The 21,368-nt window shown below is 35.4% G+C and carries 18 protein-coding genes and 1 pseudogene; 13 read left to right on the top strand and 6 right to left on the bottom strand.

The annotated features are described in order from the left end of the window. Nucleotides 1-26: 26 nt before the first annotated feature. Nucleotides 27-428, top strand: a pseudogene (gene ribA, locus OF897_RS20660) (GTP cyclohydrolase II RibA); the annotation flags it as partial. Here the strand turns inward: ribA and OF897_RS20665 are convergent. Then, complete coding sequence (locus OF897_RS20665) at nt 396-692, bottom strand: serine hydrolase domain-containing protein (protein ID WP_267267563.1); 297 nt, start codon at nt 690-692, stop codon at nt 396-398. The pseudogene ribA and the gene OF897_RS20665 sit on opposite strands and share 33 nt — an antisense overlap. Here OF897_RS20665 and OF897_RS20670 point away from each other — a divergent pair, their 5' ends adjacent. Then, a complete protein-coding gene (locus tag OF897_RS20670; protein WP_267267564.1) occupies nt 693-1,064 on the top strand; it encodes a hypothetical protein in 372 nt (123 codons plus the stop codon). Between the two features lie 412 nt (nt 1,065-1,476). Here OF897_RS20670 and OF897_RS20675 read toward each other — a convergent pair whose 3' ends face one another. Both OF897_RS20675 and OF897_RS20680 read right to left on the bottom strand, forming a co-directional pair. Next, nucleotides 1,477-2,436 (bottom strand): nitrilase family protein, encoded by a 960-nt coding sequence (locus tag OF897_RS20675; RefSeq protein ID WP_267267565.1) that lies wholly within the window; start codon nt 2,434-2,436, stop codon nt 1,477-1,479. 44 nt (nt 2,437-2,480) lie between these two features. Continuing rightward, the gene (locus tag OF897_RS20680) at nt 2,481-3,326 is read right to left on the bottom strand and encodes a helix-turn-helix domain-containing protein (protein WP_267267566.1); all 846 of its coding nucleotides are present in this window, start codon (nt 3,324-3,326) and stop codon (nt 2,481-2,483) included. Nucleotides 3,327-3,664: 338 nt separating this feature from the next. Between OF897_RS20680 and OF897_RS20685 the strand changes: the two genes are divergently transcribed. From OF897_RS20685 to OF897_RS20695, 3 genes are read left to right on the top strand one after another with little or no spacing between them, the layout of a single operon-like run. After that, nucleotides 3,665-4,642 (top strand): aldo/keto reductase, encoded by a 978-nt coding sequence (locus OF897_RS20685; RefSeq protein ID WP_267267567.1) that lies wholly within the window; start codon nt 3,665-3,667, stop codon nt 4,640-4,642. 12 nt (nt 4,643-4,654) lie between these two features. Beyond that, nucleotides 4,655-5,392, top strand: coding sequence for an SDR family oxidoreductase (locus OF897_RS20690; RefSeq protein WP_267267568.1), 738 nt, complete (start codon nt 4,655-4,657; stop codon nt 5,390-5,392). Between the two features lie 17 nt (nt 5,393-5,409). Then, the gene (locus OF897_RS20695; protein ID WP_267267569.1) at nt 5,410-6,324 is read left to right on the top strand and encodes a helix-turn-helix domain-containing protein; all 915 of its coding nucleotides are present in this window, start codon (nt 5,410-5,412) and stop codon (nt 6,322-6,324) included. A gap of 311 nt (nt 6,325-6,635) precedes the next feature. On the opposite strand, the gene OF897_RS20700 is transcribed toward OF897_RS20695, so the two are convergent. Both OF897_RS20700 and OF897_RS20705 read right to left on the bottom strand, forming a co-directional pair. Then, on the bottom strand, nt 6,636-7,232 hold the full coding sequence (locus OF897_RS20700; RefSeq protein ID WP_267267570.1) for a DUF4468 domain-containing protein: 597 nt from the start codon (nt 7,230-7,232) through the stop codon (nt 6,636-6,638). A gap of 218 nt (nt 7,233-7,450) precedes the next feature. Continuing rightward, the gene (locus OF897_RS20705) at nt 7,451-7,729 is read right to left on the bottom strand and encodes a hypothetical protein (protein ID WP_267267571.1); all 279 of its coding nucleotides are present in this window, start codon (nt 7,727-7,729) and stop codon (nt 7,451-7,453) included. 309 nt (nt 7,730-8,038) lie between these two features. On the opposite strand from OF897_RS20705, the gene OF897_RS20710 reads away from it, so the two are divergent. Further along, nucleotides 8,039-10,030, top strand: a complete 1,992-nt coding sequence (locus OF897_RS20710; RefSeq protein WP_267267572.1) for a tetratricopeptide repeat-containing sensor histidine kinase — start codon at nt 8,039-8,041, stop codon at nt 10,028-10,030. Continuing rightward, on the top strand, nt 10,020-10,658 hold the full coding sequence (locus OF897_RS20715) for a response regulator transcription factor (RefSeq protein WP_267267573.1): 639 nt from the start codon (nt 10,020-10,022) through the stop codon (nt 10,656-10,658). The genes OF897_RS20710 and OF897_RS20715 overlap by 11 nt, the downstream gene beginning before the upstream one ends. Before the next feature lie 352 nt (nt 10,659-11,010). Here OF897_RS20715 and OF897_RS20720 read toward each other — a convergent pair whose 3' ends face one another. Continuing rightward, complete coding sequence (locus OF897_RS20720; RefSeq protein WP_267267574.1) at nt 11,011-11,217, bottom strand: erythromycin esterase family protein; 207 nt, start codon at nt 11,215-11,217, stop codon at nt 11,011-11,013. A gap of 113 nt (nt 11,218-11,330) precedes the next feature. Here OF897_RS20720 and OF897_RS20725 point away from each other — a divergent pair, with 113 nt between their 5' ends. The 6 genes from OF897_RS20725 (at nt 11,331) to OF897_RS20750 (ending at nt 21,359) form a co-directional block, all read left to right on the top strand. Next, nucleotides 11,331-11,765, top strand: a complete 435-nt coding sequence (locus tag OF897_RS20725; protein WP_267267575.1) for a hypothetical protein — start codon at nt 11,331-11,333, stop codon at nt 11,763-11,765. Between the two features lie 25 nt (nt 11,766-11,790). Further along, nucleotides 11,791-16,827: a DUF4132 domain-containing protein gene (locus OF897_RS20730; protein WP_267267576.1), complete on the top strand. Its 5,037-nt coding sequence runs from the start codon at nt 11,791-11,793 to the stop codon at nt 16,825-16,827. Between the two features lie 114 nt (nt 16,828-16,941). Continuing rightward, nucleotides 16,942-18,336, top strand: coding sequence for a DASH family cryptochrome (locus OF897_RS20735; protein WP_267267577.1), 1,395 nt, complete (start codon nt 16,942-16,944; stop codon nt 18,334-18,336). A gap of 154 nt (nt 18,337-18,490) precedes the next feature. Continuing rightward, nucleotides 18,491-19,291, top strand: a complete 801-nt coding sequence (locus OF897_RS20740; protein WP_267267578.1) for a Cof-type HAD-IIB family hydrolase — start codon at nt 18,491-18,493, stop codon at nt 19,289-19,291. 623 nt (nt 19,292-19,914) lie between these two features. Next, a complete protein-coding gene (locus OF897_RS20745) occupies nt 19,915-20,907 on the top strand; it encodes an NmrA family NAD(P)-binding protein (RefSeq protein ID WP_267267579.1) in 993 nt (330 codons plus the stop codon). Nucleotides 20,908-20,945: 38 nt separating this feature from the next. Next, nucleotides 20,946-21,359 (top strand): DUF2147 domain-containing protein, encoded by a 414-nt coding sequence (locus OF897_RS20750; RefSeq protein WP_267267580.1) that lies wholly within the window; start codon nt 20,946-20,948, stop codon nt 21,357-21,359. Nucleotides 21,360-21,368 lie beyond the last annotated feature (9 nt).

Here is a 21,368-nt window from a genome sequence, read left to right on the forward strand (position 1 = left end):
TATAACAATAATTCAAAATATAACTAATGCTCAGAATACAGGCTCAATCAAATATACTAACCGATTTTGGAATGTTTACCGTTTATGCATTTTCTGAAAATGAAAATGACTGGAGTCCACATTTGGTTTTGGTGTCTTAAAAAACAGATATTAATGAAGTTATCAATGTACGTTTCCATTCGGAGTACATTACAGGAGAAGTTTTTCACTCGAGGAAATGTGAATGCGGACAACAATTGGATGCTGCAATGAATTTTATGTCGGAAAATGGAGGAATGATCATCTATCTCAGACAGGAAGGCAGAAATATCGGAATCATTAATAAACTAAGGGCTTATGCTCTTCAGAAACAAGTTTTTGATACGGTAGAAGCTAATTTGAGATTAGGCTTGCTGTCAGATGGTAGAAATTTTGATGTCGCAATTGATTATAAGACCGAGCAAATAATAATTGGTCTGATTATACCTGAATTCTTCGCCGGCCTTGAAATCATTTGGCATGGCAATGACCTTTTTCAAAACTATATCAAAATTATCAGCGATCATAACGGCTTCCTCTTCATCCACAAGGTCAGGAATTCCCGACGTATGGGATAATAATTGCTGGACTTTAACAGATTTCCAGGTTTCCGGAATATCAGTGAGGTATTCTGAAATTGGCGTATTTAGTTTTAATTTACCTTCTTCGACCAATTGCAGGACAGCAACACCTACAAATGCTTTGGTAATGGAATTAATTGTAAAAATAGATTTACGTGGACTAATATTCCATCAAGTAATGCCAACACAATTACTACTTTTGTTTCGCTTCCATCCCCTTCGTCAATTTTTCCAAATTATAATACAAGATTATATAAAGTGGCCGTTACAGGACCTTTGGGTACTGCTACCGTAACAAGAACGGCTGTATACAATTGTTATGAGAAAGCTGTTAGCAACCAACCTCGTACTACTCAGGAAATGAAGCCTGAAATTAAAGCTATAGAATCAGTAAGTCCGATTCCTGCAACGAATGTATTTACTGTTAACCTAAATTTGCCTGACGAGGATTATGTAGAAATATAGCTTTTTGATATTAATGGGAGACATATTGATTCTTTATATAAAGGTAAGGTATCGGCTGGTTTACAACAGTTGAAATTTAAAAATACCTACGTTACCGGTAATTATGTCCTGGCGGTATTAAGAAGTAAACTTCAAGATCAGCAATAATTTAAATAAATGTTGAATATTCTCTTATTTCAGATGCCTAACCAGATATTTATGGAAGGAATCAAAGCATTGTATAATACCGAGCATATATAAAGTGAAAATTGAAAATTTTAACTGTCGGTCATGTGAACATGACAGGACTATATTCAAACCATTTACTAGCAGATATAGATAATATTTTGAAGGTTTTAAGTGATGTATGACTGAAATGGTCAATATCACTTGAATTACATATGTGGTATAAAATCCTTATTAGTGATAGTTTTTATTCTTTTTCGTCCGGATTCAACCACACAACTTTCTGCTTCGAATGATGATCTTGTCCTATAATATCCCGGTACAGATCTGGTCGTCTGGCTTTTATATAACGACTTCCACCTGCGTTAGCAAGTTTTTCGGAGGTAATGGTTACTGTAACAAAGCTGTCGTCAAATGAACGGCATTCTGCAAGAATATCGCCAAATGGATCTATTATCATTGAACATCCATTTTTCAATTGATCATCGTCCATTCCAATTGGGTTTGAGAATACTGCATATATCCCATTGTCATACGCTCTTGCCGGCAACCATTTCATAAGCCAGGCTCTGCCTTTCATACCATCAAATTCCAGACGTAATGAAGTTGGGTCAGCTTCGCGGTTTTGCCACAACTTGGGATCGACAAATCCGGCGCCAGGTCGGGTAGAGGGTGTACACATCGTTACGTGTGGCATAAAAATGATATTTGCACCCAATAGCGTTGTCGCTCTTACATTTTCAACGATGTTATTGTCGTAGCAGATCAAAATGCCACATTTCCAGCCTTTGATATCAAAAATAGTGTAGCCTTTCCCTGGAGTTAAATATGGATTGATGAAGGGATGTATTTTATGATGGTTCGCAATTAATCCATTTTTATCTACACAGATGTATGATTTGTGTAAATTGTCATTCTCGTCCTTTTCAAAAAGTCCGGCTAATATGACGATGTCATATCTTGTGGCGATCTCTATCAACTTTTGTGTGCTCTCACCATTGGGGACGAGCTCGGCCAGATCGAGCATTTGTTCTTTGTTGAGATGCCTTGCAAAGGTGTAACCAGTGATAGAACATTCATGAAAGGCAATGACATCAGAACCTTCTTCGGATGCTTTCTTGGCAAGTTTTTCAATGACTGATAAATTATAGGCTCTGTCAGCATTCCTGGCTTCAAATTGGGCTGTTGATATTTTAATATTGTCCATTTTTTTGTTTTAATAATTAGGACAAAAGTAGCCTGTGATATGTTCTATAAATTGTACAAATCCGACATCGGTGTATCCTGAGATCTTATTTCCATAAAATTTATGGCTAACCTGTTGGTATTGTTTAAATATTGCGTTGGGGTTATACCTGTATATTTTTTAAATTCTTTGATCAGATGTGACTGGTCTGCGTACCCGGCCTCATAACACAGATTGGTAATATTGTTTTGTCTTGACTTGTACTTGAGTAAGTTCAGAAAGAAATGCAACTTCACAATGTTTCCAAACTTTTTTGGATTTACTCCAATGCATTCTTTAAAAATTCTTTCAATGTGCCTTTCTGAATAACCCGTATGTTTTACAAGATGATTTACTGTAATTGCCCCTTTGTTTTTAAGTATATAATTTAATGTTGGATGGAGAATACTTTCGTTTGAAAGAGTTTTTTTAGTAGCTTGTTCAATAAAGAAATTGTTCAGGATCTGTATTTTTGTCTTCAAGTCAGATTGTTCAGATAATTTCTCATAGAGCAATGAATCCTTACTTCCAAATATTTTTTCTGTCGCAATAATGTCTTCTCGTATTTCATTTGCAGATATTCCCAATAGATAATTGAAACCATAGGGTTGAAAAACTACAATAATTATTGATGTTTTTTCTGCCAGATACAAATCTTTAAACGTGCTTACCTGTCCATACAAAAATGAATTTGGATAAGTTGAAGTTCTGATGCCATCAGCGTTTGAAATAAGATTGCCATTGAAAGTAAGAACCATACCAGTGTTTCCATCAGAAAACAAGCGAAGTTTTTTTGATAAAGTTCCTTCACTCTCCAAAAAAAGATAATGCTTGATGTAAGGTGACAATTCTTTTGCTGGTGTTATCTGCATTTTAGGTTAGTTGCCTTTGCGACACTTGGGTGTTTTTTTACAAATTTATAATATTATTGCTTAAAAAGTTATTCTAAAATATTCTTTAATGATCATTTTTAGCCCCGAAAATCTTGTAATAATTCTAAAATCTGAGCAAATCGGCGTTACAATGCCTCCGTCTTCAATGGCAAGATAGGCCAGTAAGCTTTGAAATAAGGTCTTTTTTATAATGTTAAAAAATACGTTTGAAAATCTGACTACAACAATTACCAATTGGGCTACTTTTTATAGAACGGTAATCATGAATTTTGTACCTGAGATTTACGTCAGTTTTAGAAACAATTAAAAAAATAATTATGCAAAAGAGAAAATTAGGAAATAGCGGTTTGGAAGTTTCCGCATTGGGCTTTGGCTGTATGGGTTTAAACTTTTTGGACGGAAAAGGTCTTGATAAAAAAGAAGCCATAACTCTTCTGCATAACGCAGTTGAAAGAGGTGTTACATTTTTTGACACTGCAGAAGCCTACGGACCTTACACCAACGAAGAATTGGTTGGTGAGGGATTACAGCCCTTTAGAAAAGATGTCGTCATCGCTACGAAGTTTGGCTGTAAAGATGCCAGTCCGGCAATCGGTCTGGACAGCAGACCCGAAACAATAAGAGCGGTAACTGAAGCATCTCTAAAAAGATTAAAAACAGATTACATTGATCTGCTTTATCAGCACAGAGTTGACCCCAACGTTCCTATAGAGGATGTTGCAGGAACCGTAAAAGACCTGATACAGGAAGGAAAGGTAAAATATTTCGGTCTATCGGAAGCAAGTGCTGCAACGATTCGAAAAGCACATTCAATTCAGCCGGTATCAGCATTACAGAGCGAATATTCTTTATTTTGGCGTGAGCCGGAAAATGAAATCATACCAACTTTGGAAGAGTTAGGAATTGGTTTCGTTCCGTTCAGTCCTTTGGGAAAAGGTTTCCTAACCGGTATCATTAACAAAAAATTAGAGGATATCGACCGCAGAAATGTGATTCCCCGTTTCAGCGAAGAAAATATAAAGGCCAATCTGGTTTTAGTGGAAGCGCTTTCTGAGATCGCTCAACAAAAAAATATTTCAACCGGACAATTGGCATTGGCCTGGCTCTTAGCGCAGAAGCCTTGGATCGCTCCGATCCCTGGAACTACAAAATTACATCGTTTAGAGGAAAACATTGGAAGTACAACTATTGTATTAACAGCCGATGAACTTGCCAAAATTGACTCAACGGTAAATGGAATTACGCTTGTAGGCGACCGTTATCCCGAATTTTTAGAAAAACAAATAGACAGATAAGAACAAACAACAATGCAGAATATCAAAGGAAAAGTTGTCGCCATTACAGGCGCAAGCAGCGGAATGGGGAAAGCCATCGCCATAGAATTATCCAAAAACGGCGCAAAGGTTGTTTTGGGTGCTAGACGAACAGAAAAACTACAAGTAATTGTTGAAGAAATTAAAAGCAAAGGTGGTGAAGCCACCTTTGTTCAAATCGATGTAAAGAATAAAGCGGATCTAGTGCAGTTAGTCAATACAGCAGTTGAGCAATACGGAAAGTTAGATGTCATGGTAAACAATGCAGGTGTCAGCCAGTTAAGCCGAATTGACGAGTTGGATATTGACGGTTGGGAAGAAATGATCGACATTAACCTCAAAGGTGTTTTGTATGGGATGGCAGCTGCAATTCCCGTTTTCAAACAACAACAATTTGGACACATTATAAATATTATTTCAACTTCAGGAATTAAGATTGTCCCAATGCAGGGCGTTTATGCGGGAACTAAAAATGCCGTTCGCACGATTGCAGAGACATTTCGTCAGGAGAGTAACGGAACCATTCGCATCACAGGGATTTCGCCCGGATTTGTGAAAACTGATTTTGCGGACAACATCAAAAACGAAGAAATGAAAACAGCGATTCAGAAAGGAATGGAACAAATAGCCATCAATCCCATAGCCATTGCTAATGCTGTAATTTACGCAGTAAGCCAACCTGACGATGTTGAAATTGGCGAAATTGTGATTCGTCCGTCTAAACAAAATTGATTAAATTCGTAAACACAATGCAGCAGCAATCTAACATCCATCACATTCAAAGTATATCGCAACTGGTACGTGTGCTGGGATTTCCTGCGCCATTGCACCCGTTGATCGCTTTGGTTGACTACAATAATGTTTCGATAGATATGTTTCCAAAAGGGCAAAAAGTAAGTCTTGATTTCTACAAGATTTCCTTCAAGCCCACGTTCACGGGACACATAAAATACGGACAGGGCTATTATGATTTTGAAGAAGGAGGATTAGCATTTTTAAAACCTAAGCAAATCGTTTTTCCACCGGAAGAAATAGAAAGTTATGAAGGGATCGCTTTGTATTTTCATCCGGACTTTATAAGAAATTATCCATTGGGAAAAACAATCAATCAATATGGCTTTTTCTCATACGATGTTTCAGAAGCATTATTTTTATCTGCGAAGGAAAAAGAAATTATAGCCAGTTTATTTGCTTCCATAGCAAACGAGTTAGACAATAATATTGACGGTTTTAGCCAGGATGTTCTGGTGTCTCAGATAGAATTGCTGTTGAACTACAGCAACCGTTTTTACAACAGGCAGTTTTTGACTAGGAAAGCAGTCAATCACGATATTATTACTTCTTTGGACAAACTCCTAAACAACTATTTTGAAGACGGAAATAGTCTGAGAGATGGATTGCCGTCCGTGAAATACATCAGCATGGAATTAAAACTGTCTCAACGTTATCTGAGTGATATGTTGAGTTCACTAACAGGATTCAATACACAACAATACATTCAGAATGTGATCATAGAAAAAGCTAAAGAAAAATTAACAACGACGAATCTATCTGTTTCGGAAATTGCCTATGAATTGGGTTTTGAACATTCACAGTCTTTCAGCAAACTCTTCAAGACAAAGACAAATGTTTCGCCTTTGGAGTTCAGACAGTCGTTTAATTAGAATAGCAAAAATTAGTTACAATTCTTTATTTTCAAATTTTATCAGATTTTTGAGTAAAGAAACTGGTACCTGAATCATTCTGTCAGCCTATTGAGGTGCAGATTTAAATGATAAATCGGTCAATGTCCCTAACATAGGCAAAAGTTTGCCCCATCATATTATGTAATTTAATAAAAAATATCATTTCCTGCGCTATTATTTTGGTTATAATTTAAATTTAATGTCATTTTCACTCAACTTATTGTAAAGCTTTTCAACACATAAATAATTATAAAAAAAAATTAAACTGTTATACTAATTGTAAATCAATATTACCAGTTATTTATACTTTGAGATTTATTAATAATTTCTTTTATAAGCGAATTGAAGTGATTGTTCAAACCATTATAAGCATCTTCAAATCTTATTTTTCCATCATCTTCGAATAGATATAATTTAGATTTTCCAATTTTCACAAGTTTTAAGGTGACCCATTCATCACCAGTCCAACCACTTGCCCCTCTGTAGGTACCTTCAACATATCTTTTAGCTTCAAAATCAGGACTGTTGATCCGAATTTTGCCATCTTTAAAAAGAAACGTTAGTTTATACGATAGATCATATTTACGAATTGTTTTTCCGAACCCATTAGAAAGTTTTACAGGCAGAACTTCTTCTTCATATGCTGTTATACTGATGCTTTCACCTTCAACGACACTAAGTCCTTTTTGTGGATTTTTGAAAATTGAATTGATAGCATTAAGCGTATTTCTATACAGATCTTTTTGTTTCACGTTTGGAACATCCACAACCGTAAAATCGTTTTTTTCATTAGACAAAAATCCCGCGGGAGTCAGTTTGAAATATTGTGCAAAGCTTAGTTGCGTTACAAGCAAAAGTATGGCGATACTAATGTTTTTTGTTTTCATAATATTTTAAAATTTTTAGGTTATGATAAATTCAGGATTTTTACAGTTAATGGTTTGGAATCTCAACCAGTGAATCACCCATCAAATTCGCTAGTGTGATATCATAGTTTGCAGTCCTGCTTCGACACGTTCTATAAATATCCTGTTTCTTAATAGATTTCCTGATGTACCTGTAAAATAATTCATCATATACTAAGATCAAGTAAATAGAATTTCGATCAATCACGATAGTAGTTCAGAAGTGCAACAGCATCTCCGGATGTATTGACAATAAAATTAGTCGTCTTTAGGATATTGGCATCCTTATCTAAAATTGAAATTGTATAACTTGCCCCCGGTGTCCCTTCGGTAATGCTTGCAGAAAAACCAACACCACCAACATTTTTATGAAGTCTGACAGTTTTTTGCCAAGGTGGTGTTACCTGCTCTTCATATTCAAGGTCGTCTGGGATCTCCGTTATATTGGGATCAGTCATCGTTGGGGTATATTGAACCATCAATTTGTTGTTGCTGGGTCCAGTCAATTGATAAGTGTATTCGTACTCCTGCTCTGTATTGTCTTCTCTGGAACAGCTGATTAACGCAATTGCAGAAATAAGGAAAAATAAGGTGATGATTTTTTATTTCATAATTCTTTTTGCTAAGGTTTTATTATATTGATCTGTGCCTTGCAAAGCTAGATCATAACGATTCGACAGTCAATCCATTGAAAACGGTATTTATATCTACCTGCTTTTAGGTATTTTTTACTTCTCTATTTTTTTTTATATTGTAAAAATTCTTACAATTATAAAGTACTGAACGTAATGATGAGACTCACCCTATTGCTAAGTATTCTATTTTCTTTGAGATTATTCTCACAACAGATCTCTCCACTCAATGAAAAGCGATATGAAGACAGCTTAAAGATCGTTGTAAAATCACATTTAGACAATAGTAAAAAGGCAGATGCATATTATTTACTCTCTAACTACAGCAGAAATACAGATTCTTCCTGGAGTAAAAAATGCTTGGAATCAGGAAAGGTATTATCGAAAAACAATGCATTTCTGACGGCTGAGTTTTATTACTACAATGGGCTGTATTTTTTAGAAAAAGACAAGGAAAAAGCTTGCAAATATTTTCAGATGGCCATTAAAGAATTAGGCAGATTTAAAACTGAAAAATCTGATATGATTCAAGCTGTTGCGTGGTTTAACTACGGATTAATTAAAAAAAATAAGGAAGGCTATCCTTTTTTTATAAAAATTATGTTGGAAAAAAGTATTCCCCTCGTCGAAAAATATAAGACCAGTAGAACTTTAGGGTTCTTATACACTCAGCTTGCACTCACATTTACCTATAATGCTGAATTTCAAAAAGCGGAATATTATAATAATAAAGCTATTGAAATTCTTCAAAAAAATTCTTCGAATTCTGCAGAATTATTTTATGCCTACTTAAGCTCGTCGAGTAATTTCTGTTATCAAGCGAAGGGTGACAAAGCCAAGAATTTTTTAGACAGGGCAGAAAAAATGATTCAGCCTTATCCCGAATCTTCTGCGAACGCTTCCTATTTATATGGTAAAACTTTATATCTTATCACTAAACAAAAAAACGAAGAGGCGCTTCCTGTGATAGAACAAGGATTGGTATACGCTAAAAAATTTAATCAAAATCTTTTGGCACAAATGTTTTATCTGAACAAATGTGACATTTTCAGAAAACTAAAAAGATATACAGAAGCCAAGAATGTTTTAGAAAATATTCTTAAAGAAAAAATGCTCGTAATAGATGCCAATAACAGAAAAACAATATACAGACAGCTATCCAACCTGAATGAGGAAATGGGAAACTCTTCTGATGCGTTGTCTTGGGAAAGAAAATATTCAAAGCTGAACGACAGTTTAAATTCTGAAAATATAAAACTGGAAATCAATACACTTGAAAAAAAGTTCAACACCGCAGAAAAAGAAAGGAAGATCGCAACCTTAAATGCAGAAAAAAAACAAAAAGAACTCGAAGTCAACAAAAAGAACTCCTACCTTTGGGGGCTGGGTCTCAGCTTGCTACTGAGCATCAGTCTTTTTGTTTTATTCTTGATTATTTACAGGAAAAATAATAAGATCTCAGAGCAGAAAGAGATCAATCTTCAACAGAAAATAAAAGACATCAGACAAAAAGAAGAGCTTACCCTTACAAAAGCTATACTTGAAAGTGAGGAAAGAGAAAGGGAACGCATTGCCCGTGATCTTCATGATGGCTTAGGCGGAATGCTGGCTGGTGTAAAAATAAATCTTTCATCATGGTCATCAAATTATTTTAAAGAAGAAAATACGGAGTTCAGCAAAATTCTTCAGCAACTTGATCGGTCAGTGGGTGAGTTGAGGTATGTCGCAAGAAACCTGATGCCGGAGTCACTCCTCAATTTTGGTTTGGAAACGGCTCTTAACGATCTATGCGAATTTTATACAAGGACAGATCTGGAAATCGATTTTCAGCCCTTGAATATTGAAAGTACACTCTCACTTCCGGTACAGGTCAATATATATAGAATTGTACAAGAATTATTAGCCAATGCAGTGAAGCATTCCGGAGGAAGTCATATTTTGGTTCAGTGCTCACAGTCTGAAGATAATTTTATGATCACGGTTGAAGATGACGGTGAAGGATTTGCAGAGGATATTTATAAAACAAAAAATAGTATGGGTCTTCGAAATCTCAGAAATAGGGTAGGTTATCTCAAGGGCAAAATTGAGATCAATTCTGATCACGAAGGAACCACCATTAACATAGAACTGGATACTCATGCTATCTGATAAAATAAATATTATCATTGTAGACGATCACCCCATTGTACTGGAGGGATTAAAGACCATGCTGAAAAATGAGCCTTTTTTTCATATCTCAGAGAGCTTTACATCAGGAGAAAGAATTCTTGATTTTGTGAAATTGAATGATGTAGATATTGTTCTCCTTGATATCACACTTCCAGATAACAGCGGAATAGAACTTTGTAAAGAAATTAAAAAAGTCTCACAAAATACCTCAGTGATCATGTTCAGTAACCGGTCTGAACGAAGTGTCATCATGCAATCCATACAAAACGGAGCAAGCGGATATCTTCTGAAAAATACCTCAGTCATAGAACTTATAGACTGTATAAAAGGAGCGCTCTCGGGAAATATTGTTTTCTGTAACGAAACAAAACAGATGATCAGTAAACCTTCTAAAAATGAATTATTGAGCATTCCTAGGCTTACAAAGAGAGAGAAACAGATATTAAAACTACTGGCAGATGGGAAAACAAGCGTAATCATTGCAGAAGAATTGTGCTTAAGCTCTTTAACGGTCGATACCCACCGGAAAAATCTTCTGCAAAAGTTTCAGGCTAAAAATTCCACAGAACTGATCACGATTGCAATACAACAAAATTTAATTTGGTAGTGATTGAGAAATGACATTGGTCTGAGGGCTTGATGTTATTATTGCTCTTCCAAAAACGTCCAGTTCAAGTCAACAATGAAATAGTCACGATATCTGATTTGATTAGACTGATTGCAAAAGCCAGATTCGATGATAGTGAGTATGTTAGAAAGTCCATCGGCAATTGATTGCGGGATATCAGTAAGAAACATAAAGTTTTGGTGGATAATACTTTGATAAATAGAAAATATCCTCGGTTGTAAATCGTCGGTAAACTTCTCAAGACAAAGACGAATCTTTCGCCTTTGGAGTTCAGAAAGGCGCTTAATTGAAATATAAAAAAATTATTTGCTATTTTTCATTTCAAATTTTCTCAGATTTTTGTATCAACAAAATAAGGGAAGAAGAGAAGGTTTTTACCGAAAGAATTCAGCAGATATTCTAATGAATTTTTTGGAGCTTCTTGTAAAGCATAGGTTCCAATTTCTTGTTTACCGTTTGCTGAAAATGTTCCTTTATAAATCGTAAATCCGAACGTTTTACATCTATCACCAAATTCTTTCTTAAGATAATCACCCATATTTTGTAACAGTTATTAGGTGTTGTTTTTTCTTTGCAGTTCATGCAAATTTATCTAAAACCAGATAAATAAATAAAAAAAACCACTATATTTATTCGTATCAACATTCATGTATGGAAATAAAGGTTATCGTAAAGCAATTAGGAAAAAAGCACCCTGTTTTAGCAGAGCAAAAGCTCGATATTGATTATAATGAGGTCAATATTTCATTAGAAAATTTATTAAAACTTGTCGTTCAGCAACAGGTAGAGGTTTTCAATGCGAAGTCATTTGAGCTGGAAGATGAAGACTACGCAAAAATACCCACAGAAAATTATTTAAATATTCTTACTGACACAGGCAAAATTGGTTTTGGAAGTATTTACAATCAAAAAAAAGCAGATTTACAAAAAGCTCAAGAAAATGCGCTTCAGGCTTTTGAAGATGGTATGTTTGCTATATTTTATAATGATGAGCAGTTAGAAGATCTTTCTCAAAATATAAATTTAAACTTACATCATACGTTTACATTCATTAGGCTTACTTTCTTGGCGGGAAGTTATTGGTAATCACAAAAATAAATTTACAAATTCAATGGAAATCACAGAAAAATTAAAATCGAAAAAAATTGTAGATTATTACAAAAACTTAAGAAAAGACTTAAAAGAACAAACAGAAAAAGGAATTATATCTCAAATTTTTTCTAAGCCAAAACTAAAAAAAGAAGTTGCAGAGCTAGGTTTACTTCTCCTTGGAAAAGAAGATTATCGAGAAGAATATTCTTTGGGCTCTACCAAAGCAGAAAAAATAAAAGAACTCATAAAACCAAACATTTGGGACGACGCAGATTATTACAAACTATTGGTTTATTTCTTTGATGACAAAGCTGAGCTTGTAAAACATGCTTGGAACAAAATGCCCTTCAAGATGTATCAAACAGGTTATTATCGCCGCTCGTTCAGAGCGCCAAATAATGAGAAATTTATTTTTCTTAATCAAATTAATCTGATAAGAGGTCTGCTACAACTTCCTAGTATTTATTCTTACAGCGATGGGTTTAATTTTTACGATCTTACATTAGAAGAGCAAATAATCCATGATAACGAGCTGTCTAATAATTCTAGTCAATTTTACATTTGGTCAGCAGCGATAGATACCGGAAATGCTGAAATATATCAACTTATTGAGGATATTATTTTTAATAAACATGCTGAAGGTAAGGTATCGCAAAATATTATAAAAGCATTGCTTAATAGTGAACAAAAACACTGTTGGGAGTTGGTGGAAAAACTTTTGCTTGCAGCTCAAAGACAGGAAGGTTTGAGGCAAACAGTCTTGGAAGCTTTAGACGAAACAAGTGTTGGCGCGCTTCAATATATGACTCATGTAATTTTGGAGCATAAGTTAACAAGGTTCTCATCAGTTGTACGTGCAATTGATACTTGGACGGGGCTAAACTGGGAAGCTGAAAAAGAATCTGTCGTGAAGAATATTGTATTGTTAGCAGATAATTATTTTAAAAACCCAGAACAAATTCCTGAAGCCATAAAAAATAAAAACAATAATGAAGTGTACATGGCACTTTGGGTACAAGGTATTTGGGACATAGAAAAAACGATCCCTTACCTACATGAATTATTTGATAAGGGTAGTGTAGAGAAAAAATGTTTGGTAATAAAGTTCGCTTCAGAGACCGCAGACCCGTATATTCAGATGCCGTTATATTATAAAGCTGTGCTGGAGGGTGATCTGCAAGTGATGGCATTTACAGGTAATCAGATGTCGTCTTTGTTGAGTGCCAATGCAGATTCTAAGTTTTATATAAACAATACAGATTACCCCGATTTCTTTGAAAAACTACACGATCTAACCAAAAAAATAGAAGTAAAAGAAAAGAAATTTGAAGGTAAAATATTCTCTTGGCTCAATGCGACTTTCAAAAAAAGCGATCTATATGCGTCGATGTTTTATCTTGTTGGGGAGGATAGTGCAAAATTAGACTTGGTGCTTTCTTATTTCAATGATTTCGACCTTGCGCTTCGTGAGCAGCTAACGAGAAACATTTTGGGAGACTTCTACTGTTATTCTTACTCCTATAATTTCGAAAAAAAGCAAAGAAAAGTAACTCCTTTCCAGAAAGAGTTTGCTTTTAAAATCGTGAAAGACAGGGGGGAATCTCTGGTTGCTTCGGGTATCAATGTGTTGCAGCAAAATCCTTTAGACAAAGAAGAAATAATGACGTTTTTTGATTTCTTTAAAAGGAAAGGCGGCACGCTTCGCAAGAAATTAATCGAGTTGGTCATAAAGCAAGAAGACGCAGTGCTTACACCTTTAGTGGAAGATCTGCTAACGAAAGGCGATATAGAACAACGCACGGCTTCGCTGGACATAATGCTTCAGTTACAAAAAGAAAAAAGAATGTCTAGCCAAGTTGCTGAATGGATTCAAAAATATTCCGAAAGACCGAAAATTTCAGAAAGAGAACAAAGTTTGCTGAATCAGCTCGATCCATCTGCCGATAAAGAAATGCTTTCTGCCCAGAATGGGTTCGGTTTTTATGATATTTCTGTAAAATCTAAGTTTGAATTGCCTAAAGTAGATGCCAATTCGGTGTATGCAAAAGCGATTACAAAAGATAAATATGGCTTTACAAAACCGATGAGCCATGTAAAAGCTGAATTAAAAAAGCTCAACGATCTATTTTTAAAAAATAAAGACCACGAATACGATGCAGAAGACTGGAATGGCTCTGTGACAAAATTATTAATGGGCAACAGTTTCAGACCAATAAAAAATAAAACAGAAGGTTTTACGCCAGAGCAAATTTTTGCAAATTACCCTTTGCATGAGGTTTGGGAACAATGGTACAAAGATTCTGGGTTACAACCGAGAGATTTATTTTTACTTACGTTTGCAGAAAGCTGTGACCGCAAAAAGTTCAGAGATTTTCTGGAAAACTATGTTTTTTACCACAAAGATGTGATACCGAATCCATTGAAAAACGAGTATTATTGGGATAATCCGGTAAAAAGAATTTTAGAATCTTTAAATCATAAATTTGCCTTCGAAGAAAAAAATGATTTTTTAATTGATGCGTGCAGCACTTTTTTTGCTGATCTTCCCAAAGATATTATTACTTATAAAGCGAAAAAGAGTGAATATTATTATGGCAACGATGGAGACGGATGGCAGCAATCTGGTTTTTTCAAATTGTTTTTAGAGTCAATATCAATAAAAAATACGACAGACGAACAATTTAAAAAAATCTGGAATTTACACCGATGGATGCAGTACAACGGTTTGGAAGAAAACATACAACATACTGTTCCTGGTTTTTATTTGTTCTGTAAAGCGTTTGAATTACAAATCATTACCAAGGATGAATTATATGAAGGTATTTTTACCTCAGAATCTGCCATTCGTGAGCTTACCACAACAAAATTTTACCATAACAACGAAAAGTTTCTTGAGACATTCCCTTTCTTGAAGCCGATAATAGAGGAGATTCAAAACAAATTTCTTGATGTAGAACTTATTCGTGGCGATGCAAGTACTGCGGTTTCTCATTTTGTACAATCGTTCCAAACGATATATGGCGCCAATCGTTTTGTAGAAATATTGAAAGGTCTTGGTAAATCTACACTGTATGCCAACTACATTTACAGTTATGGAAACGAAAGTATGACGAAGCAAAAGCTGTTTTCTTACCTTTTGTCCAATTGCCATCCTTTGGAAAGCGATACCCAAGAATCATTTAATGAAATGATGAAAAAAGAGAAAATTGCGGAACTTCGTTTGATACAAGCTGCAGTTTATGCACCACAATGGCAAAAATTCATTAGTAGTTATTTGGGTTGGAAAGGTTTGGATTCTGCAATTTGGTGGATGCATGCGCATACCAAAACGGGTTCTTACCAAGCCCAAAATTCCGGGCTGGAAAGTGAGGTGGCAAAGTATTCTTCGGTAGATGTACAGGAGTTTCAAGATGGTGCTGTAGATAAAGATTGGTTTACAAAAGCCTTCAAAGAATTGGGCAAAGCTCGTTGGGAAATGCTGTACGAATCTGCCAAATATATTTCTGACGGAAATGGGCATCGCAGAGCAAGATTGTACTCAGATACACTTACGGGAGATTTAAAAATAAAAGAAGTCACTGCAAAAGTAAAAGATAAACGCGACCAAGATTACCTCCGTGTGTACGGATTAGTGCCTTTAAGCAAAACCAACTCAGAGAAAGATGTTCTGAGTCGATACGAATACATACAGCAATTTAAAAAAGAAAGTAAGGAATTTGGCTCTATGAAGCAGACGAGCGAAGCGTTGGCTATTCGTGTGGCATTAGAAAACTTAGCCCGAAATGCAGGTTACCCGGACCCAATAAGGTTGACGTGGGCGATGGAAACCAAACAAATTCAAAATCTGTTAACAAAAGAAACACAGGTAACTGTTGACGGAGTTACAGTTGGATTAATTGTAGAAGATGATGGAAAAGCAGAATTGGTGGTATTCAGAGATGATAAACAGCTAAAATCAATTCCGCCAAAGATTAAAAAAGATAAAGCAATTGTAGAGTTAGCAAGTTACCGTAAAATAATGCGCGAACAATGGAGCCGCTCTCGAAAAGGTTTAGAGGAAGCAATGATAAGAGGTGACGAATTTCTTTTTGCCGAAATTAAAAATCTTTTTGTACACCCTGTGATTTCTAAACATTTAGAAAAGTTGGTTTTTATCTCGGACAATCAAAAAATAGGATTTTACCTTGATGGAAATTTAATATCAGCCCAAGGCGAAATTCAAAAGCTAGAAGAAAATCAAACGTTAAGAATTGCTCATTGTGTAGATCTCCATCAGCATTCGGTTTGGAGCGACTTTCAGCATTACTGCTTCACAGAAAAGTTAATTCAGCCATTTAAACAGATATTCAGAGAATTATATGTTCCTACTCCGGATGAGTTACAAGAGAAGTCGATTTCCCGTAGATATGCAGGTCATCAGATTCAGCCACAGAAAACCTTGGCTTTACTAAAAACAAGAGGCTGGAAAGTAGATTATGAAGAAGGTCTGCAAAAGGTTTATCATAAAGAAGGTTTTCAGGTAAAATTATATGCTTTGGCAGATTGGTTTTCACCTGCGGATGTAGAAAGTCCTACGCTTGAAACCATTGAGTTCCATTCATTAAAAGACTATAAAAACATTCCATTCGAAGATATTAATCCACGTTTGTTTTCTGAAGTTATGCGTGATATAGATTTGGTGGTTTCTGTGGCTCATGTAGGAGATGTAGACCCGGAGGCCAGTCATTCTTCTATCGAAATGCGTGCGGTATTGATGAAAGAAACGGCAAGATTATTTAAGCTAGACAATGTGAAAATAGAAGGTTCTCATGTTTTAGTGAAAGGTCAAATGGCAGAATACAGTGTACATTTGGGAAGTGCGGTGGTGCATCAGGTACCGGGGAAATATTTGTCGATACTTCCTATTCATTCTCAGCACAGAGGCAGATTGTTTTTACCATTTGCCGATGACGACCCGAAGTCTGCCGAAGTAATGTCTAAAGTTTTACTGCTGGCTAAAGACAACGAAATACAGGATCCGACTATCCTTTCTCAGATAAAAAGAGAATATGTATAGAATTAAAATAGGTGACAAACCGGAAGTACAATTGAAAAGATTTCGAACTTATTATATTAAAACCTGTTTAATAGATTAAAAGGCTTTGAATTTGTTACTATTAAAAAAACTTCTATGAAAACAGGATTGATTTGGTTTAAGAATGATCTAAGGCTTCATGATAATGAAGCACTAACAAAAGCAATTGAGGAATGTGATGAACTTATTTTTTGCTATGCCATAGAAAAAAGCAATTTCAAAAAACTGGATTTAGGATTTAAGAAATGCGATGTAAACCGGTTTAAATTTATCGAACAGTCTGTTGCGGATTTGCAGAATCATCTGGAAAAATTGGGTGCTCATTTGTTGATAGGCTCAGATTCGGCTGTCCAACTTTTGCCCAAATTGGTAGAGAAATATGATATTTCAGATATTTATGCGGAAGAAGAATATGCAAGCGAAGAACTCAATCTGATTAAAACAATTCAAAATATTTTGCCTGAGGTAAAGTTTCATTCTTATTGGGGAAAAACACTGTATCATAAAGACGACATTCCTTTTTCGACCTCAAAGATTCCTTTATCAAGTAAAGCCTACAGAATTCCTACAGGAAAAGAGTCAGAGCCGAGAAAAACGTTCAAAGCACCGACAGAATTGAAGAGCGTGAAAAAGGTGAAGAGCACCAAATTTCCGTCCTATAAAGAATTTGATTTTACAAAAAAAGAATATGATGCCGCACGACCATTTGTGGAGGGTGGAGAAACCAAAGCATTAAAAAGACTTCAGTATTATACGTTTAAATCTGAACTCTTAACAGGATATCGCTGGACGAGAAACCAGTCACAAGGATTGGATTATAGTTCAAAATTCTCGCCATACCTAACTATAGGCTGCATCTCTCCGAGGGAAATTTTTGAAAATGTAAAAGAATATGAAAAAAAGATAAAGAAAAATCAAAGCACATGGTGGCTGGTTTTTGAATTGGTGTGGCGGGACTTTTTTACCTTAAAAGGAATGAAATTCGGTGATAAGATCTTCAAGACAAGAGGCTATAAAAACAAAGAAATTCCCTTTGACAATAATCAGGAAAATTTCGAAAAGTGGTGTGAGGGAAGAACCGGAATTCCATTTGTAGATGCACATATGAGACAGTTAAACGAAACAGGATACATGAGCAATCGCGGTCGTGTTAATTGCGAGAGTTACTTCGTACACGATCTGAATATTGACTGGACATGGGGAGCCGCCTATTTTGAAAGCAAACTGATTGATTACGACGTCAGTTCGAACTGGATGAACTGGCATATGCAGGCTTTTGAGATCTACTACACCAATCCTGTTCATCAGTCAAATAAATATAAAGCGCAGGACTTCATCAGGGAATGGATTCCGGAGTTGAAAGACTGCAATGATATTGAAGTACTGATTCCTTGGGAATTTGATATTCCGGATTATCCCAAACCGATCGAAATCTTTTCAAAATGGGAAAGGGCGATTAATCTGATTAAAAAACTTAAAATTAAAATCTAAATCTATATTTTTAAGTGATCCATTTTTTGAGAAAACTACAATACTACATATTTTGAATTACTAAAATATTAAAATAAAGTTAAATTTGTGTACAAGCTAGAGATGGCAAAATAATGTTTGTATTTTTATAAAAATGATGTAGTAATCGATTTTTATGACTTCTGTACAAACCCCCAAAATTAAAGCCGTCTTTTTTGATGTGGATGGAACAATATTCAGTTTAAAAACAAAATCAATTCCGGAATCAACGAGGAAAGCAATAAAGAATCTCAGAGAAAAAGGAATAAAAGTGATCGTTGCCACCGGTCGGTCTATTAATGATCTCAGTCATATTAAACATATCGAGTTTGATGGCTTTATGACGTTTAATGGGGGGTATTGTATGACGGTCGATGGTCAGGTGATGTATAGAAAAGTAATCAATACTGATGATATAAAAAATTTGATAGATTATTCAGAACGATCTGATGTCAGTTTTTCATTGATGTATGAAGATACAGTGAGGATCAGTCACGAAAGTCCAAAAGTCCTTGAACTGTATCGTCACGTTGATATTCCGGTGCCAGCTTTAGTTGATAAAGAAAAGCTTGATATTGAAAACGTTTTGCAGGTCAATGTTTTTATCGATCCTGAAATGGAAGAATCTTTTATGCGGGAAATCATGCCAAATTCATTGTCTTCAAGATGGACACCATTATTTGCAGATGTCAATCCTGGGGGAGTAAGCAAACAGGGAGGTGTGGAATATTTTTGTGAATATTTTAATATTGATCTATCTGAAACAATGGCTTTCGGGGATGGAGGAAATGATATTTCTATGCTCAAGTCAGTGGAAATAGGTGTTGCCATGGGGAATGCCGGAGATAATGTCAAAGATATTGCCGATTTTATAACTGAAGATGTTGATAATCACGGAATAGAAAAAGCTTTGATGCATTTCGGGCTTTTAGTTTAAACTTCGGCAGGTGTTGCAGGATAATTTTTTATAAGGGATTTAGTTAGTTCGAACTGGATGAATTGGTATATTTTGGCATTTGATATTCATTACGAATTATCCAAAAACAATTAAAATCTTTTTAAAGTGGGACAGAGCTATTAATTTAATTAAAAACTCAAATTTAACAGCTATAATTTAATGCTTTCGGGAAGATTACACGAACTTACACTTTCCAATCTCAAGGGATTAAGTAATGATCTAAAAAGTGATCCTATCAATTACGTTAAAGTATCGTTCTATATTTGGAGCAGGAGGGAGTGTTTACTGGCAGATTAAAAATACTTTCAATGTAAAACAGAATTTCGAAAACCTCCGACATGCATTAGGCAATAGTGAACATTGACTGGGAGCAATCGCTGTGCTATTATAATTTCTTGATAATTAAACTTTATCAGTGGGATGATTTCTTCGATTGATATCGTTTTGCGGGTTTTAACAACCTCAAAAAGTTCAGGGGTAATCCCTTATCCAATTTATATCTTAAAAAAAGTATACTAACTATTAGAAGTTTTTGAACACAAGAAGCGGGGATTTGAACACGGGATAGGAATTAATTTGACTGAAATTTGCATCATTATTAAATGTCAATAAAGATGAAAATAGTTGTTACAGGTTCATTAGGAAATATCAGCAGGCCTCTGGTGGTACAATTGATTAAGCAGGGACATCAGGTTACCGTAATCAGCAGTTCAGCTGCAAGGAAAGTAGAAATAGAGCAGTTGGGAGCACAAGCTGCAATCGGCGAAATAGAGGATAGCATTTTTCTGAACAAAACTTTTGAGGATCAGGATGCTGCTTACTGTATGATCCCACCCTTTAACTTTTTTGGAAAACAGAATCTTGATTATCAAAAACAAGCATTAGAAATCAGTACCAATTATGTTCAGGCAATTCAAAAAGCCGGAATAAAAAAAGTGATCCATCTGAGCAGTGTGGGTGCAGAAAAGTCAAATGGGGCAGGGGTCTTGGTTTTTCACTATATCGCAGAAAGTGTTTTTAAAAAACTGCCTTCCGATGTAACCGTTATCCATATACGTCCTGCATCTTTCGATTATAATCTGTATGCCTTTATGGATATGGTAAAAGGTAAAGGTTTTTTACAAGGTGTGATTGGTAAGCTGCTCTATCTTCAACATTATGGTCTCAAAGGTCTGCTGAAAGGATATTCCGGAATTATATTATCAAATTACGGAGGAGCCGACAAAATAGCTTGGGTATCGCCCATTGATATTGCATCCGCCATTGCAGAGGAGATCAACACTCAACAAAGAGGCAAAAAAGGAAGGTATGTTGCCAGCGAAGAACTGACGTGTCAGGAAATTGCTACTACTTTAGGAAATGCGATCGGAAAGCCATACTTGAAATGGGTGCTTATCAGCGATAAGCAGATGACCGGCGCCTTTATAAAAATAGGGGCAACTGACACTATAGCCAAAGAATTTACAGAGATGAATATGGCGATGCACGATGGAAGCCTGTTTGAGGATTACTTTAAAAACAGACCAGCCATTTTGGGCAGGGTGAAGATCAAAGATTTTGCGAAAGAATTCGCCATAAAATACAATCAACAATGAGAAATTTCTTTCTAACAATTGTCATTTTAAATTTTTCAATGATGCTATTTTCACAATCGACAGCCGATGATATTATTGGTACTTGGTACAGTCCGGTGAAACAAGGAAATGTGCAGATCTATAAAAGCGGGAAAATCTATAACGGCAAACTCATCTATTTAAAACATTCTTTGGATGGCCAGGGAAAACCAATTTTGGACATGAATAATCCTGACAGAGAAAAACGTAAAAGACCTTTGGTAGGTATTCTTTTGTTAAAAGATATTACATACGATGATAAGAAGAACAGCTGGAAAGGAAAGCTCTATGATTACGATGGGAGTAAGGGAAATACCTACGATTCGTATCTTAACATCACCAAAAATGGCAAACTGAATATCAAAGGCTTTTGGGGCCTTTCTTTCTTCGGATTAAATCCAGGACTTACTTTAGAAACAGTTGATCCGGAATAATCATATATT

Source organism: Chryseobacterium formosum (genome assembly GCF_026460885.1).
GTDB classification, from domain to species: Bacteria; Bacteroidota; Bacteroidia; order Flavobacteriales; family Weeksellaceae; genus Chryseobacterium; species Chryseobacterium formosus.